Below are 13,321 nucleotides of genomic sequence, written 5' to 3'. Positions count from 1 at the left end.
CCTTGTTTTCTTTTTGTCCCCACACCCGCTCAAGGGCGCTGGCTAAGCGCCAGCTTGATGCCGAAGGCCACCATCACCGCCCCGGTGACGCCATCCAGGCCGCGTGCCACCCAGCGCTTGGCCAGCCAGCGGCCGGCGCTGCCGACCATCAAGACGAGGGTGATCTGCCAGAGATTGGCGATCACGAAGTGCACTCCGGCCAGGAACAGCGACTTGGCGAGGGCCGGGTCTCCGGGGGCAATAAACTGGGGCAGGAAGGCCATATAGAAGACCACCGTCTTCGGGTTGAGCACATTGGAGAGGAAACCCTCCCGCAGCGGCTGCCAGGCCGGCACCGCCTGGGCCCGGGTCCCGCTGACCCCGGCCACCGGCAGGGCCCGCCCGCGCCGGGCGCTGAGCAGGCTCTGCAGGCCCAGCCAGATCAGGTAGCCGGCACCGGCCAGCTTGAGCAGCGAGAAGGCCCAGGCCGACTGCAGCAGGATCAGCGAGATCCCCAGCGCCGAGACGGCGGCATGCACGAAGAGGCCGCAGCAGATCGCCAGGCTGGTCAGCACGCCGTCGCGTACCCCGCCGCGGCTGGCGTTGCGGATCACCAGCAGGGTATCGACCCCGGGGCTCAGAGACAGCAGGGTGATGGCCACCAGGAAGGGCCAGAACTGGGCATCGATCAGCATGGCTCAGAGCACTCCCAGTTCGCGCAATCGCTCCTTGAGGTAGCTGTCGGCGGTATGCCGCTCGGAGAGCACCACCTCGGGACGCGGGTGCAGGAACAGCGGCAGCGACACCCGCGACTGCTCCCGGGCCGGGCCACCGGGATTGACGACCCGGTGAGTGGTGGACGGAAAGTGACCCAGCGAGGCCTCCTGGAGCATGTCCCCCACATTGATCACCAATTGCCCCGGGTCGCAGGGCACCGCCAGCCACTCCCCCTCCCGGGTACGCACCTCGAGGCCCGGCTCGTTGGCCGCCGGCAGCACGGTGATCAGGTTGATGTCCTCATGGGCGGCGGCGCGCACCGCCCCGGGCAGCTCGTCGCCGCGCAGCGGCGGATAGTGCAGCACCCGCAGCAGGGTCTGCTGGCTGTCCTCGATCATCCGCGACAGGGGCTCCCGGTAATGCGCGGCGATCTCGGCCGGGGTCTCGGCCTCGATCCAGCCCAGCAGGGTCGCCGCCAGGGCCTCGGCGCGACGGTAGTAGTCGAGGATCTCGTCACGCAGCGCCGGGGGTATCCGCCCCCAGGGATAGACGTGGTAGTACTCCTTGAGGTCCTTGACGCTTTGCCCCTTGGCGGTCTCGGAGACCTCCGGCGGAAAGTAGCCGTCCTGGCGACGGGGGTCATAACGCCAGGCCACCGCCTCTTCGCTGCGAAAGAAGGCCAGCCAGTGGCGATAGATCGAGGTCAGCAGCTGCGGCGGCAGGGGGTGATTGCGCAGTACCGCGAAGCCGGTCTCGCGCAGCGAGGCGACGAAGCGTTGACGGGCGTCATCCTGGGTGAAATCGACATTCTGGACGTGCATGGGTTTTCCATCTACAGTGATTTCGGGGCATCCAAGCGGGGCTCGTCTCGTCATCTTGACGCATCCCCGCCGCTGATGCACCATCGATTGCGTTGGTTTGCAAGATGAAAGTCGTCAGTTGTTGATCGATCCTTCGAGACTCCCAGTGCGCCTTCTTCTTCGCGTCAGCCACGCACTACGGGGCCGATTCCCCCCGGGGAGCGGACCCCTGCAACATTATTTAGCTAGTAAGGAATTCGACGATGGCAACTGGCACTGTCAAGTGGTTCAACGACACCAAGGGCTACGGCTTCATCTCTCCGGATGATGGTGGCGACGACCTCTTTGCACACTTCTCCGAAATCCAGGCCGATGGCTTCAAGACTCTGCAGGACGGTCAGAAGGTCACCTTCGACGTCACTCAGGGCAAGAAGGGCCTCCAGGCCTCCAACATCCGCGTCGCCAACTAAGGCCAGACTCGGACGCCAGTTGTCGACCCCCGCGGTACGCAAATGGCACCAACAAGAAGGTCCGCCTCGGCGGACCTTCTTGCGTCTCGTCTCCCCTCGCCGTGTTCAGGGTTCCATGTCTTCCGGCTCGGCCGCCGGCGTCTCGTCGAAGGCGGCCTCGCCAGGCGTCTGACTCTCCGCCTCCTCGAACTGCTCATCGATACGGCGCTGGGCTTCCTCGAAGCGGCGCTCCGTCTCCTCCAGGAACTGATCGATATCGGAGTCGGTGGTCTCACCCGGCATGGCACTCTGCTCGTCCAGGCTGCCGGGCTCCTCGGTCAGCCCCTCCTGCAGGCTCGGCTCGGGCACTTCGTCGCCGGGCGCCTCCTGCGCCGGCAGCGACTCGTCCGCGGCCGCCTCCGGGAGGGACTCGCCTGCCGCCGGAGCCTCTTCCTGGGCCGGAGCCTCTTCCTGGGCCGGAGCCTCTTCCTGGGCCGGAGCCTCTTCCTGGGCCGGAGCCTCTTCCTGGGCCGGAGCCTCTTCCTGGGCCGGAGCCTCTTCCTGGACCGGAGCCTCCTCCTGGACCGGGGCCTCCTGCTCCTCGCCGTTACCGCAGGCGGCCAGCAGCAGGGCCGAGGCGGCGACCAGGGGAATCCAGGGTTTGATGTTCATACGGGGTCTCCAACAAAGGAATGGCGAGAAATCATCGGGGGTCATATTCCAGCAAAGGCCCGGGATACAAGCAAGTCAAATACCCGCGGCCGCGGCGCGGTATGCCTTACTCGGCCAGGGGAGAGAGACGAAACTCCAGCAGGCCGGCCTCGGCGCGCAGCCGCTCCACCAGGCGCCCCAGGTTCTGGCGATCATGGGTCTGCAGGGTCATATGGTACTCGAAGACGCTGCCCCGCTGGGTCAAGCGGTAGCTCAGCGCCTTGATGCGAAAGCCCTGACCGCGAATCAGCTCGCGCACCTCCGCCTCGCTGGGCGTCGTCTCCACCGGGAAGGCCAGCATATGATCGGCGAAGTGCTGCCCCGGCATACGCGCCTCCACCCAGCGGAACAGCGACAGGGTCACCAGGGTGATCAAAGTCACGCTGACCGCGGGGAACAGGAAGCCGATGCCATAGAGGATGCCGAGCGCCGCGGTCATCCAGATCGAGGCGGCGGTGGTCAGGCCGCGTACCGTCAGCCCCTCCTTGAAGATCACCCCGGCGCCCAGGAAGCCGATGCCGGTCATGATACCCTGGGCCATGCGGGTGGGGTCGGTGGTAATAACCGTGGTCGGCAGCATGCCCCCCAACCAGTCGCCCTGGTGGGTGGTGACGATCATCAGCAGCGCCGAGGCCAGGCACACCAGGGCATGGGTGCGAAAGCCGGCGGGGCGGCCATGGTAGCTGCGTTCCAGGCCGATCAGGCTGCCCGCCAGCCAGGCCGCCGCCAGGTAGACCAGGATCATCACTTGCTCGCTCGTCATCCCGCCCCCCTCGATTCCACTCCCTTTCGATTCCAGCATAGTTCAATGATGACAAGGACTTGCGTAGAGGCTTCCGGTGACTATCAACGCTGGGTGGGCGAGATCTCCCCCGGCTTGATCTGGATCAGGCATTGCCCCCCGTCATGCTCCCGTCACCGCTTCGACTGATATAGTGTTGGCGACATCTCTCCTCACGCCCTGGAGTCGGTCTTGACGCAGCAACTCAAGGACTTTCTCGATGCCCTGTGGCACGCCCTGCGCAACCTGACCCCCATCCTGGTCGTGGTGGTGAGCTTCCAGGCCCTGCTACTGCGGGAGTGGCCCGAGGGCGGCCTGAGCATGGCGGCGGGCCTGCTGGTCGTGGCGCTAGGAATCGCCCTCTTCCTGCGCGGCCTGGAGCTGAGCATCTTCCCGGTGGGCAAGCGCCTGGCCAACCAGTTTGCCCGCCGGGGCTCGCTGCCGGTGCTGCTCGCCTTCGGCTTCGCCATCGGCTTCTCGGCAGTGGTGGCGGAACCGGCGCTGATCGCCGTGGCCGAACAGGCCGAGGCCATCAGTGAGGGACGCATCGAGGCCCTGACCCTGCGCCTGATCGTCGCCACCTCGGTGGGCCTGGTGATGGCCCTCGGGGTACTGCGGGTCATCCTCGGCCACCCCCTGCATCCCTATATGATCGTCGGCTACCTGAGTGTGGTACTGGTGACTTTCTTCGCCCCCAAGGAGATCGTCGGCCTGGCCTACGACTCCGGCGGCGTCACCACCAATATCGTCACCGTGCCGCTGATCGCCGCCCTGGGGCTGGGGCTGGCGGCATCGATTCGCGGCCGCAACCCCTTGATCGACGGCTTCGGCCTGGTGGCACTGGCGGTAATGGTGCCGATGATCAGCGTGCAGCTCTACGGCATCCTGGTCTATGCCGACCCCGGCAGCCTGATCGACGGCGAGGCCATGGCCCTCGCTGGGGAGGCGGGCAAGCTACCCGGCGGCTTCCTGGCCATGCTGATGGAGCTGTTCGAGATGCTCCGCGACGTGCTGCCGATCCTGCTGGTGGTGCTCTTCTTCCAGTACGCCATTCTCAGGCACCCCCTGGCCAACCCCCTCAAGGTGGGTATCGGCTTCGCCCTGGTGATCGTCGGCCTCTATGCCTTCGTGGTAGGACTCAAGCTGGGCCTCTTCCCCATCGGCGAGCGCATGGCCGAACAGCTGATCGGCTTCGACACCTGGCTATGGGTCTACCTGTTCGCCTTCGCCATCGGCTTCGCCACCACCATGGCGGAGCCGGCGCTGATCGCCGTGGGTCAGCAGGCGGAGGAGGCCGCCGCCGGCAAGATACGCGGCGACGTGATCCGCCTGCTGGTGGCCTTCGGGGTGGCCATCGGCATCACCCTCGGGGTGCACCGCATCATCAGCGGCGATTCCATCCACTACTATATTATCGGCGGCTATAGCCTGGTGATCCTGCTCACCTTCCTGGCCCCCCGCTATATCGTGGCCCTGGCCTTCGACCTGGGCGGCGTGACGACTTCCGAGGTGACGGTGCCCCTGGTCACCGCCCTGGGCATCGGCCTGGCCAGCCATATCGACGGCCGCAGCGCACTGATCGACGGCTTCGGGCTGATCGCCTTCGCCTCGATCTTCCCTATCGTGACGGTAATGAGCTATGCCATCCTCGTGGAGAGGATGGCGGCATTGCGAGGTGAAAGCCCATGAAGTTTGCCCTGCTAGTGGCCATCGTGCCCGAGGAGCTCGAGCAGGAGTGCATCGACGCCGCCAAGCGGGCCGGCGCCAGCGGCATGACCCTGATGTCGGGCCGCGGCATCGGCGATGAACCCAAGAAGACCTTCTTCGGGCTGACCTACGAGGGCAGCCAGACGGTGATGCTGCTGGCCCTGGAAAAGGGGCTGTCACTGAAAGTGCTCAAGGCCGTGCGGGATATCGTCAACCCCGAGGGGCACGACTCCCAGGGGCTGGTGATGACCCTGCCCATCGAGCATCTGGGCGGTATCGACATGAGTCAGGTCAAGCACTTCGAGGAACAGCTGCGCGACAGCCTGTGAGCCCATCACCGAGGGAGACGACCCATGCAGGTCAAGGACATCATGGTACGGGACGTGGTCACCGTATCGCCCTTCGCCACCCTGCGCGAGGCCATGAGCCTGATGAAGCGCCATGATCTCAAGTCGCTGGTGGTGGAACAGCAGACCCCCCAGGACGCCTGGGGGCTGGTCACCTACACCAATGTACTCAAGACCATCGTCGCCGAGAATGGCGATATCGACCTGGTCAATGTCTATGACGTCTGCGCCAGGCCCGCCATCTCCGTGGGCGAGAGCCTGGATGTGCGCCATGTGGCCGGCCTGATGACCCAGAACGGCATCAAGCGCCTGCTGGTGCTGCGCGACAATGAGCTGCTGGGCCTGGTGACCATGAACGATATCGTCGGCAGTGTGATGGAGATGATCGACTAGTACAAAGCCAAGCGTCGCCTCACGCCCGCCCCTACCACAACGGGCCGCCCAAGGGGCGGCCCGTTGCGATTCGTACGTCCTCTGGGATCAGGCCAGGGCCTTCTCCACCACCTCATAGACATTGGGCGAGAGCGCCTCGCCACGAATGCGCTCGAGCTGCGCCTTCATCAGCGCCTGGCGGGTCTCGTCGAAGCGCGCCCAGCGGGTCAGCGGGGTGATGATCCGCGCGGCGATCTCCGGGTTGAGGCGATTGAGCTCGATCACCACCTCCGCCAACAGCTTATAGCCCTCGCCGTCGATGCGGTGGAAGTTGACCCGGTTCTGGCCGGCGAAGGCCCCGATCAGGGCGCGCACCTTGTTGGGGTTCTTCAGCGAGAAGGCCGGATGCTGCATCAGGAACTTGACCCGATCAAGCACGTCCTCCTGGGGCCGGGTGACCTGGATGGTGAACCACTGATCCATCACCAGGGGGTCGTGGGCCCACTGCTCGCCGAAGGCCTTGAGGGCGGGTTCCGCCAGGTCGCTGCGCGAGCTGTGGGTGAGCAGGGTCAGGGCGGCGCGCACGTCGGTCATGTTGTGGCCGGCCTCGAACTGCCGCTGGGCCAGCTCGATGGCGCGCTCGTCCTCGATGCTCATCAGGTAGGAGAGCGCCACGTTCTTGAGGCCGCGGCGGGCGATCTGCTCCGGCTCCGGGGCATAGGAAGCCTCCGAGAGATTGGCCTCATAGATCGCCAGGAACTCATCGCGCAGCGCCATCGCCAGGCCCTGCTTGACGAAGCTGCGGGCGGCATGGATGGCGTCCACGTCCACCACCGGCTGCTGCTCGGCGATATAGGCCTCGGAGGGCAGGGTCAGCATCTCGGCGAGCACCGCCTTGTCGTCGCTCTCTTCGCCGAGCAGTACCCGGAAGGCCTCGATCACCCGCGGGTCCATGACCTTCTCGACGCCGTTGCGGTGGGCGGCGATCAGGTCATCCAGGGCCAGCATGGCCAGGCGCTGGCCGGCGTCCCAGCGGTTGAAACCGTCGGAGTCGTTGGCCAGCAGGAAGGCCAGGTCCTCGCGGCCATAGGGGAAGCGCAGCTTCACCGGCGCCGAGAAGCCGCGCAGCAGTGAAGGCACCGGCGCCTCGGCCACCTCGGTGAAGACGAAGTGCTGCTCCTCCTCGCGCAGGTGCAACACGGTGTCGGTGCCCAGCGCCTCGCCGTCCAGGGTCAGCGACAGGTCGCGACCGCTCTTGGTGCCCACCAGGCCCAGGCGCACCGGGATATGCAGCGGCTGCTTGTCGGGCTGGCCCGGGGTGGCCGGGGTGCGCTGGCGCAGGGTCAGGTGATACTCCCCCTTGGCGTAGTCGTAGTGACCGTTGGCGTCGATCTCCGGGGTGCCGGCCTGGGCATACCAGCGCATGAACTGGGAGAGGTCCTGCCCCGAGACCTCGGCCATGCAGCCGACGAAGTCCTCGATGGTCACCGCCTGGCCGTCGAAGCGCGCGAAGTAGAGGTCGCTGCCGCGGCGGAAGGCCTCCCAGCCCAGCAGGTTGCGCAGCATGCGCACCACCTCGGCGCCCTTCTCGTAGATGGTCAGGGTGTAGAAGTTGCCGATCTCGATATAGTGATCGGGGCGTACCGGGTGGGCGGTGGGGCCGGCATCCTCGGCGAACTGGGCGGTGCGGAAGAAGGAGACGTCCTCGATGCGCTTGACCGGCGCCGAATTGGTGTCGGCGCTGAAGCACTGGTCGCGGAACACCGTGAAGCCCTCCTTGAGGGAGAGCTGGAACCAGTCGCGACAGGTGACCCGGTTGCCGGACCAGTTATGGAAATACTCGTGGGCGACGATGCCCTCGACCCGCTGGAAGGCGGCGTCGGTGGCGGTCTGGGGATGGGTCAGCACCGCCGCCGAATTGAAGATATTGAGGCCCTTGTTCTCCATGGCGCCCATATTGAAGTCGTTGACCGCCACGATCATGAACAGATCCAGGTCGTATTCGCGACCGTAGGTCTCCTCGTCCCAGCGCATGGCCCGCTTCAGCGAGGCCATGGCGTGGTCGGTCTTGCCCAGGTTCTCCTCCTCGACCCAGATCTGCAGGGTCACCTCCCGGCCGCTGGCGGTGGTGAAGCGGTCCTCGACCTTCTCGAGGTCACCGGCCACCAGGGCGAAGAGGTAGCTGGGCTTGGGGTGGGGATCCTCCCAGGTCACGAAGTGGCGGCCCCCCGGCAGCTCGCCACGCTCCACCGGGTTGCCGCCCGCCAGCAGCACCGGCTCCCGCTCGGCGTCGCCGATCAGCGTGGTGGTAAAGGTGGCCATTACATCGGGGCGATCCGGGTAGAAGGTGATGCGCCGGAAGCCCTCGGCCTCGCACTGGGTGCAGAACATGCTGCCGGAGCGGTAGAGCCCCTCCAGAGCGGTGTTGGCGGCGGGGTCGATCACCACCTCGGTCTCCAGGGTAAAGCGCTCCGGCACCCGGTGGATGGTCAGGCCAGTGTCGCCCTGGACGTACTCATCGGGATTGAGCGCCTGGCCGTCGATGGCGATACGCTCGAGCCGCAGGCCCTCGCCGTCCAGCTCCAGGGGCAGCGCTTCCTCGCCCCGCGCCGGGTTGCGCTCCAGCTGCAGCCGGGCGCTGACCTTGGTGGCCGAGGGCGCCAGGTCGAACTTCAGCTCGGTGTGGGTCACGCGGTAGGCGGGGGGCTGGTAGTCGTGCAGATAGGTGGGCTGGGGGTCTGACATCGAGTCTGGCTCCTGTTCGCGAATTGGCCCCATTGTACGGCCCCGGGGACGGAAGACTCAAAGGCTGCCCGAGCAACGACAGGATCAGCCGCTGGCACGCTTTTTCTACTCGGAGGCCCGGGGCTAACGCTCCAGGGGTGAGCGCGAGGCCAGGCCCCGCAGCGGGCAGCGCCCCATGCCCGGCTCGGGCCGGGTATGGATCCACACCCCCAGCAGCAGCAGGCCGCCGATGATCGTGACCTTGAGCCACAGCAGACCCAGGGTGAAGAGCAATACCAGGATGGAGGCGCCCAGCATCAGCACGGCGAGGCGCTTGGCCGGGCGGGGGATGGCGCGCTCTCGTTCCCAGGCCACCACCGGCGGGCCGAAGCGCGGATGCTCGCGGATCCAGCGAGCGAAGCGCGGCGAGCCGCGAGAGGCCGCCCATACCGCCAGGAGCAGGAAACAGGTGGTGGGCATCAGCGGCACGAAGACGCCGACCATGCCCAGGGCGAAACTGATCCAGGCCAGCACCAGGTAACCGGGGCGCAGCCAACCACTCACTTCCACGTCGTCTCGCATCGCCGCCCTCCCCGGCCGCCTCGATGATCTCCTTGCTACCTATTCAAGCCTAGCCGGCCGCGGCGTTGAAATGGGTTTTTTCCATCGTCCGACTAGGCTAATCCAATAGCGGGGCCCTGTCGCGGTCTCCGTCGTTCTCTCCCAGCCAGGAGCCGAGCATGCGCCCAACCCACCTCCTTCTTGTCCTGTGGCTGTGCCTGCTGGCCGGCGTCGCCCCCGCCGAGGAACGCCTGCGGCTGGTGGCCACCACCGGCATGATCGGCGATGCCGTGACGCTCATCGGCGGCGACCGGGTGGAAGTGCAGACCCTGATGGGCCCCGGGGTCGACCCCCACCTCTACCGCCAGACGCGCCGCGATATCGTCGCCCTGACCCGCGCCGATGCGGTCTTCTGGCATGGCCTGGCCCTGGAGCTGCAGCTCCAGGAATTCCTCGACCGCCTGAGTGGACACACCCCGGTCTACGCCGTGGGCGAGGCGGTGCCGGAGGAAGCGCGCCTGCCGGCCGGCGACTTCGCCGGCCAGTTCGACCCCCATGTGTGGATGGACCCGGACCGCTGGCGTTATGTGGCGGAGGCGATCCGCGATGCCCTGAGCGAGCTGCACCCCGCTGGGCGGGACGCCTTCGCCGCGCGCACCGACGCCTATCTGGCCGAGCTCGAGGCCCTGGACGCCTATGCCCGGGAGGTGCTGGGCAGCCTGCCCGAGGGACAGCGCCTGCTGGTCACCGCTCATGACGCCTTCGGCTACCTGGGCGAGGCCTATGACCTGGAGGTGGTGGGCATCCAGGGCATCTCCACCGAAAGCGAGGCGGGACTGGCGCGCATCGAGGCGCTGGTCCGCCTGCTGGTGGAGCGCCGCGTCCCGGCGATCTTCGTCGAGTCCTCGGTGGCCGAGCGCAATGTGCGTGCCCTGGTGGAGGGGGCCGGTGCCCAGGGCTGGGCGGTGGCCATCGGCGGCACCCTCTTCTCCGATGCCATGGGCACCCCGGGCAGCTACGAGGGCACTTACCTGGGCATGCTCGATCATAACCTGACCACCATCGCCCGGGCCCTGGGGGGCCAGGCTCCCCCCGGCGGACGCCTGGGTCGCCTGGCGGAGACACGCCCATGAACGAGCCGCTCGACCCGACCACCAGCCCGCTGGCCATCCAGGGACTGACGGTCAGCTATGGCGAACGCCTGGCCCTGCTGGGCGTCGATTTCGTGACGCCGCCGGGCCGACTGAGCGCCATCGTCGGCCCCAACGGCGCCGGCAAGTCGACGCTGCTCAAGGCGGCCCTGGGCATCCTGCCCCGGGTCGCCGGGGACCTGCTGGTCCGGGGGCGCCCCCTGCCCCAACCACCACGCCATATCGCCTATGTGCCCCAGCGCTCCAGCATCGACTGGGACTTCCCCGCCACCGCCCTGGACCTGGTGCTGATGGGCCTCTACGGGCGACTGCGCTGGTGGCAACCCACCCGGCGCCGCCATCGCCACTGGGCTCGGGAGTGCCTCGCCCGGGTCGGCATGGAGGCCTTCGCCGGGACTCAGATCGGCCGCCTCTCCGGCGGCCAGCAACAGCGCATCTTCCTGGCCCGCGCCCTGGCCCAGCAGGCCGAACTGCTGCTCCTCGACGAGCCCTTCGCCGGCGTCGATGCGGCCACCGAGCGCGCCATCATCGAGCTCTTTCGCGCCTTCCGAACCCAGGGCGGTAGCGTGCTCTGCGTCCATCACGACCTGGCCACGGTACGCGACTATTTCGATCACCTGCTGCTGCTGGACGTGGAGGTCGTCGCCGCCGGGCCGGTGGCCGAGGCCTTTACCGCCGCCAACCTTCAACAGACCTATGGGGGACGACTGACGGCGGCCCAACTGGCGCGGCTGCTGCCGGCGACGGAGGCGTTCCGGCCATGATGGAGGCCTGGCTCGATGCCCTGACCCTTAGCGCGGGCTATAACACCCGGCTGGTCACCCTCGGCTCCCTGCTACTGGGGGCGGCGGCGGGCATGGTGGGCAGCCATGTGCTGCTGCGCAAGCGCGCCCTGATCAGCGATGCGGTCAGCCACGCCACCCTGCCGGGGCTGGCGGCGGCCTTTATCCTGATCGCCCTGGTGCAGGGCGATGGCCGCTGGTTGCCGGGGCTCTTGCTGGGGGCGGCGGCCAGCGCCGCCCTGGGGCTGGCCGCCGTCCAGGCCATGAGTCGCCATACCCGGCTGGGCGAGGACAGCGCCATCGGCGCGGTGCTCTCGGTCTTCTTCGGCCTTGGGGTGGTGCTACTGACGGTGATCCAGGCCATGCCGGTCGCCGGCCAGGCCGGGCTCTCCGGCTACCTGGTGGGCGCCACCGCCGGCATGCTGGCCAGCGAGGCCTATCTGCTGGGGGCCATGGCCCTGGGCCTGCTGGTGGCCCTGGTGATCCTGCGCCGCACCCTGCTGCTACTCTGCTTCGATCCCGAGCATGCCTGGACCCAGGGGGTCGATCTCCGGCGGGCCGACGCCTGGCTGCTGGGCCTGCTGCTGGCGGTCACCGTGGTGGGGCTGCGCGTCACCGGCCTGATCCTGATCGTGGCCCTGACCATCATCCCGCCGGTCACCGCCCGCTTCTGGACCGACCGCCCCCATGCCCTGCTGATGATCGCCGCCGTCGCCGGCGCCCTGGCCGGCTACCTGGGGGTGACCCTCTCCAGCGTCCACCCGCGCCTGCCCAGCGGCGCCCTGGTGGTACTGGCCGCCTTCGCCCTCTTCCTGGCCTCGCTGCTGATCGCGCCCCGGCGCGGCCTGCTGGCCCACCTGATCGACCGCTACCGTTTCGTGCGCCGGGTGCACTGCCGCCAGGGACTGCTGGCCCTGGCCCGGGGCGAGGCGATCTTCGACCCCACCACCCTGCGGATCCTGCACCGACTCGGCCATATCCGTCGCGATGGCCTGGCCACCGCCCAGGGGCGCGCCGCGGCCCGGGATGCCCGCCACGAGGAGCGCCTGTGGATGCACTATCGCCACGCCTACCCCGAGGAGGCGGCACAGCTCGGGGCACGCCGGCTCGAACCCATCTCCCGGCTGTTGCCCCCCGACCTGATCGATGAACTGGAGCGCCGGCTACCACCGGAGGCACCCCATGACTAAGCCGCTGGCACTCCTTACCGATCGTAAGTGCCGGCCCTTCCCGACGAGGCCTTATGCCACCGGAGGCTGTCGATGACTGAGTTCCTGATGCTGAGTCTGGTGCCCCTGCTGGTCGCCGGCCTGTGCAGCCTGAGCTGTGCCCTGCTGGGCAACTTCCTGGTGCTGCGCCGCCAGGCGTTGATCGGCGACGCCATCAGCCATGTCGCCCTGCCGGGCATCGTCGCCAGCTTCCTGCTGACCGGCACCCTGGCGCCCCCCGCCATGCTAGTGGGGGCCGGCGCCGCGGCCCTGATCACCCTGGCGTTGATCGAGCTGATCCGCCGCCTGGGCCGGGTGGAAGCGAGTGCCGCCATGGGGGTGGCCTTTACCGCCCTCTTCGCCCTGGGGGTGCTGATGCTGGAGTGGAGCGGCGCCAGCGGCGTCCACCTGGACGTGGAGCACGCCCTCTACGGCAACCTGGAGAGCCTGGTGTGGTTCGAGGGTACCCGTCTGGCGGCGCTCTGGGACCCTCAGGCCCTGGCGGGGCTGCCGCCGCAACTGAGCCGGGTGGCCTGGGTGGCACTGCTGGTGAGCCTCTTCATGATGCTGGCCTGGCGGCCCCTGGTGCTGGGCAGCTTCGATGCCGCCTTCGCCGCCAGCCAGGGCGCCCGCCCCGGACTGACCCAGCTACTGCTGGTGGTGATGGTGGCAGTGGCCGCCATCGCCGCCTTCGAGGCGGTGGGCTCGATCCTGGTGATCGCCATGTTTATCTGCCCCCCGGCGGCGGCACGGCTGATGACCGATCGTCTGAGCCATCAGTTGGCCTGGAGCCAGGCCTTCGCCCTGGCCAGCGCCGTGCTGGGGGTGGTGCTGGCCGGCCATGGCCCCGGCTGGCTGGGTATCGATGCGGGCCTCAGCGCCGCCGGCATGGTCAGCGTGGTGGCCGGCCTGATCCTGCTGCTGGCCTGCCGCTTCGGCCCCCGCCGCCATCGCGCCGCGCCACCCCCGGGATAACGCCGGCGGGACTCTTGCCAGGCAGGAAAGAGTCCATTTAGCCGGATGAGCTTGGCG

The 13,321-nt window shown here is 67.9% G+C and carries 14 protein-coding genes; 8 read left to right on the top strand and 6 right to left on the bottom strand.

Going from position 1 to position 13,321, the window contains the following annotated elements:
- Positions 1-29: 29 nt before the first annotated feature.
- Both ACQ1W9_RS07020 and ACQ1W9_RS07015 read right to left on the bottom strand, forming a co-directional pair.
- Positions 30-674, bottom strand: a complete 645-nt coding sequence (locus ACQ1W9_RS07020) for a LysE family translocator (RefSeq protein ID WP_346063476.1) — start codon at positions 672-674, stop codon at positions 30-32.
- Positions 675-677: 3 nt separating this feature from the next.
- On the bottom strand, positions 678-1,517 hold the full coding sequence (locus ACQ1W9_RS07015; protein WP_431025941.1) for an isopenicillin N synthase family dioxygenase: 840 nt from the start codon (positions 1,515-1,517) through the stop codon (positions 678-680).
- Positions 1,518-1,759: 242 nt separating this feature from the next.
- Between ACQ1W9_RS07015 and ACQ1W9_RS07010 the strand changes: the two genes are divergently transcribed.
- Entirely contained in the window at positions 1,760-1,966 is a 207-nt protein-coding gene (locus ACQ1W9_RS07010) for a cold-shock protein (protein ID WP_346063474.1), read from the top strand.
- A 105-nt stretch (positions 1,967-2,071) separates the two neighbouring features.
- Here the strand turns inward: ACQ1W9_RS07010 and ACQ1W9_RS07005 are convergent, their stop codons facing one another.
- Positions 2,072-2,617 (bottom strand): hypothetical protein, encoded by a 546-nt coding sequence (locus tag ACQ1W9_RS07005; RefSeq protein ID WP_431025940.1) that lies wholly within the window; start codon positions 2,615-2,617, stop codon positions 2,072-2,074.
- A 106-nt stretch (positions 2,618-2,723) separates the two neighbouring features.
- Positions 2,724-3,419 (bottom strand): MgtC/SapB family protein, encoded by a 696-nt coding sequence (locus ACQ1W9_RS07000; protein WP_431025939.1) that lies wholly within the window; start codon positions 3,417-3,419, stop codon positions 2,724-2,726.
- 210 nt (positions 3,420-3,629) lie between these two features.
- Here ACQ1W9_RS07000 and ACQ1W9_RS06995 point away from each other — a divergent pair, with 210 nt between their 5' ends.
- The 3 genes from ACQ1W9_RS06995 to ACQ1W9_RS06985 are packed head-to-tail and all read left to right on the top strand — an operon-like array spanning position 3,630 to position 5,884.
- Positions 3,630-5,126 (top strand): DUF1538 domain-containing protein, encoded by a 1,497-nt coding sequence (locus tag ACQ1W9_RS06995; RefSeq protein ID WP_431025938.1) that lies wholly within the window; start codon positions 3,630-3,632, stop codon positions 5,124-5,126.
- Entirely contained in the window at positions 5,123-5,473 is a 351-nt protein-coding gene (locus ACQ1W9_RS06990; RefSeq protein ID WP_431025937.1) for a P-II family nitrogen regulator, read from the top strand. Before ACQ1W9_RS06995 ends, ACQ1W9_RS06990 begins: the two co-directional genes overlap by 4 nt.
- A 24-nt stretch (positions 5,474-5,497) precedes the next feature.
- The gene (locus ACQ1W9_RS06985) at positions 5,498-5,884 is read left to right on the top strand and encodes a CBS domain-containing protein (protein WP_431025936.1); all 387 of its coding nucleotides are present in this window, start codon (positions 5,498-5,500) and stop codon (positions 5,882-5,884) included.
- Between the two features lie 87 nt (positions 5,885-5,971).
- On the opposite strand, the gene pepN is transcribed toward ACQ1W9_RS06985, so the two are convergent.
- Together pepN and ACQ1W9_RS06975 are read right to left on the bottom strand one after the other, a co-directional pair.
- Positions 5,972-8,608 carry an aminopeptidase N gene (gene pepN / locus ACQ1W9_RS06980; RefSeq protein ID WP_431025935.1) on the bottom strand — a complete coding sequence of 879 codons (2,637 nt, stop codon included), beginning with the start codon at positions 8,606-8,608 and terminating at the stop codon, positions 5,972-5,974.
- A gap of 123 nt (positions 8,609-8,731) precedes the next feature.
- Positions 8,732-9,169: a YbaN family protein gene (locus ACQ1W9_RS06975; RefSeq protein WP_431025934.1), complete on the bottom strand. Its 438-nt coding sequence runs from the start codon at positions 9,167-9,169 to the stop codon at positions 8,732-8,734.
- Between the two features lie 158 nt (positions 9,170-9,327).
- On the opposite strand from ACQ1W9_RS06975, the gene ACQ1W9_RS06970 reads away from it, so the two are divergent.
- From ACQ1W9_RS06970 to ACQ1W9_RS06955, 4 genes are all read left to right on the top strand, one after another.
- Positions 9,328-10,281, top strand: coding sequence for a metal ABC transporter solute-binding protein, Zn/Mn family (locus ACQ1W9_RS06970; RefSeq protein ID WP_431025933.1), 954 nt, complete (start codon positions 9,328-9,330; stop codon positions 10,279-10,281).
- The gene (locus ACQ1W9_RS06965) at positions 10,278-11,063 is read left to right on the top strand and encodes a metal ABC transporter ATP-binding protein (protein WP_431025932.1); all 786 of its coding nucleotides are present in this window, start codon (positions 10,278-10,280) and stop codon (positions 11,061-11,063) included. The genes ACQ1W9_RS06970 and ACQ1W9_RS06965 overlap by 4 nt, the downstream gene beginning before the upstream one ends.
- Complete coding sequence (locus ACQ1W9_RS06960) at positions 11,060-12,271, top strand: metal ABC transporter permease (RefSeq protein ID WP_431025931.1); 1,212 nt, start codon at positions 11,060-11,062, stop codon at positions 12,269-12,271. The genes ACQ1W9_RS06965 and ACQ1W9_RS06960 overlap by 4 nt, the downstream gene beginning before the upstream one ends.
- Before the next feature lie 72 nt (positions 12,272-12,343).
- Positions 12,344-13,264 carry a metal ABC transporter permease gene (locus tag ACQ1W9_RS06955; RefSeq protein ID WP_431025930.1) on the top strand — a complete coding sequence of 307 codons (921 nt, stop codon included), beginning with the start codon at positions 12,344-12,346 and terminating at the stop codon, positions 13,262-13,264.
- The last annotated feature ends 57 nt before the right edge of the window (positions 13,265-13,321 follow it).

This window comes from Halomonas sp. H5 (assembly GCF_050613175.1).
GTDB classification, from domain to species: Bacteria; Pseudomonadota; Gammaproteobacteria; order Pseudomonadales; family Halomonadaceae; genus Bisbaumannia; species Bisbaumannia salifodinae.
This window is presented reverse-complemented; position numbering and strand designations above follow the sequence as displayed.

Excerpts from the sequence above, each read along its gene's own strand:
- ACQ1W9_RS07020 (WP_346063476.1), bottom strand. The coding sequence starts at position 674 with ATGCTGATCGATGCCCAGTTCTGGCCCTTCCTGGTGGCCATCACCCTG.
- ACQ1W9_RS07015 (WP_431025941.1), bottom strand. The coding sequence starts at position 1,517 with ATGCACGTCCAGAATGTCGATTTCACCCAGGATGACGCCCGTCAACGC.
- ACQ1W9_RS07010 (WP_346063474.1), top strand. The coding sequence starts at position 1,760 with ATGGCAACTGGCACTGTCAAGTGGTTCAACGACACCAAGGGCTACGGC.
- ACQ1W9_RS07005 (WP_431025940.1), bottom strand. The coding sequence starts at position 2,617 with ATGAACATCAAACCCTGGATTCCCCTGGTCGCCGCCTCGGCCCTGCTG.
- ACQ1W9_RS07000 (WP_431025939.1), bottom strand. The coding sequence starts at position 3,419 with ATGACGAGCGAGCAAGTGATGATCCTGGTCTACCTGGCGGCGGCCTGG.
- ACQ1W9_RS06990 (WP_431025937.1), top strand. The coding sequence starts at position 5,123 with ATGAAGTTTGCCCTGCTAGTGGCCATCGTGCCCGAGGAGCTCGAGCAG.
- ACQ1W9_RS06985 (WP_431025936.1), top strand. The coding sequence starts at position 5,498 with ATGCAGGTCAAGGACATCATGGTACGGGACGTGGTCACCGTATCGCCC.
- pepN (WP_431025935.1), bottom strand. The coding sequence starts at position 8,608 with ATGTCAGACCCCCAGCCCACCTATCTGCACGACTACCAGCCCCCCGCC.
- ACQ1W9_RS06975 (WP_431025934.1), bottom strand. The coding sequence starts at position 9,169 with ATGCGAGACGACGTGGAAGTGAGTGGTTGGCTGCGCCCCGGTTACCTG.
- ACQ1W9_RS06970 (WP_431025933.1), top strand. The coding sequence starts at position 9,328 with ATGCGCCCAACCCACCTCCTTCTTGTCCTGTGGCTGTGCCTGCTGGCC.
- ACQ1W9_RS06965 (WP_431025932.1), top strand. The coding sequence starts at position 10,278 with ATGAACGAGCCGCTCGACCCGACCACCAGCCCGCTGGCCATCCAGGGA.
- ACQ1W9_RS06960 (WP_431025931.1), top strand. The coding sequence starts at position 11,060 with ATGATGGAGGCCTGGCTCGATGCCCTGACCCTTAGCGCGGGCTATAAC.
- ACQ1W9_RS06955 (WP_431025930.1), top strand. The coding sequence starts at position 12,344 with ATGACTGAGTTCCTGATGCTGAGTCTGGTGCCCCTGCTGGTCGCCGGC.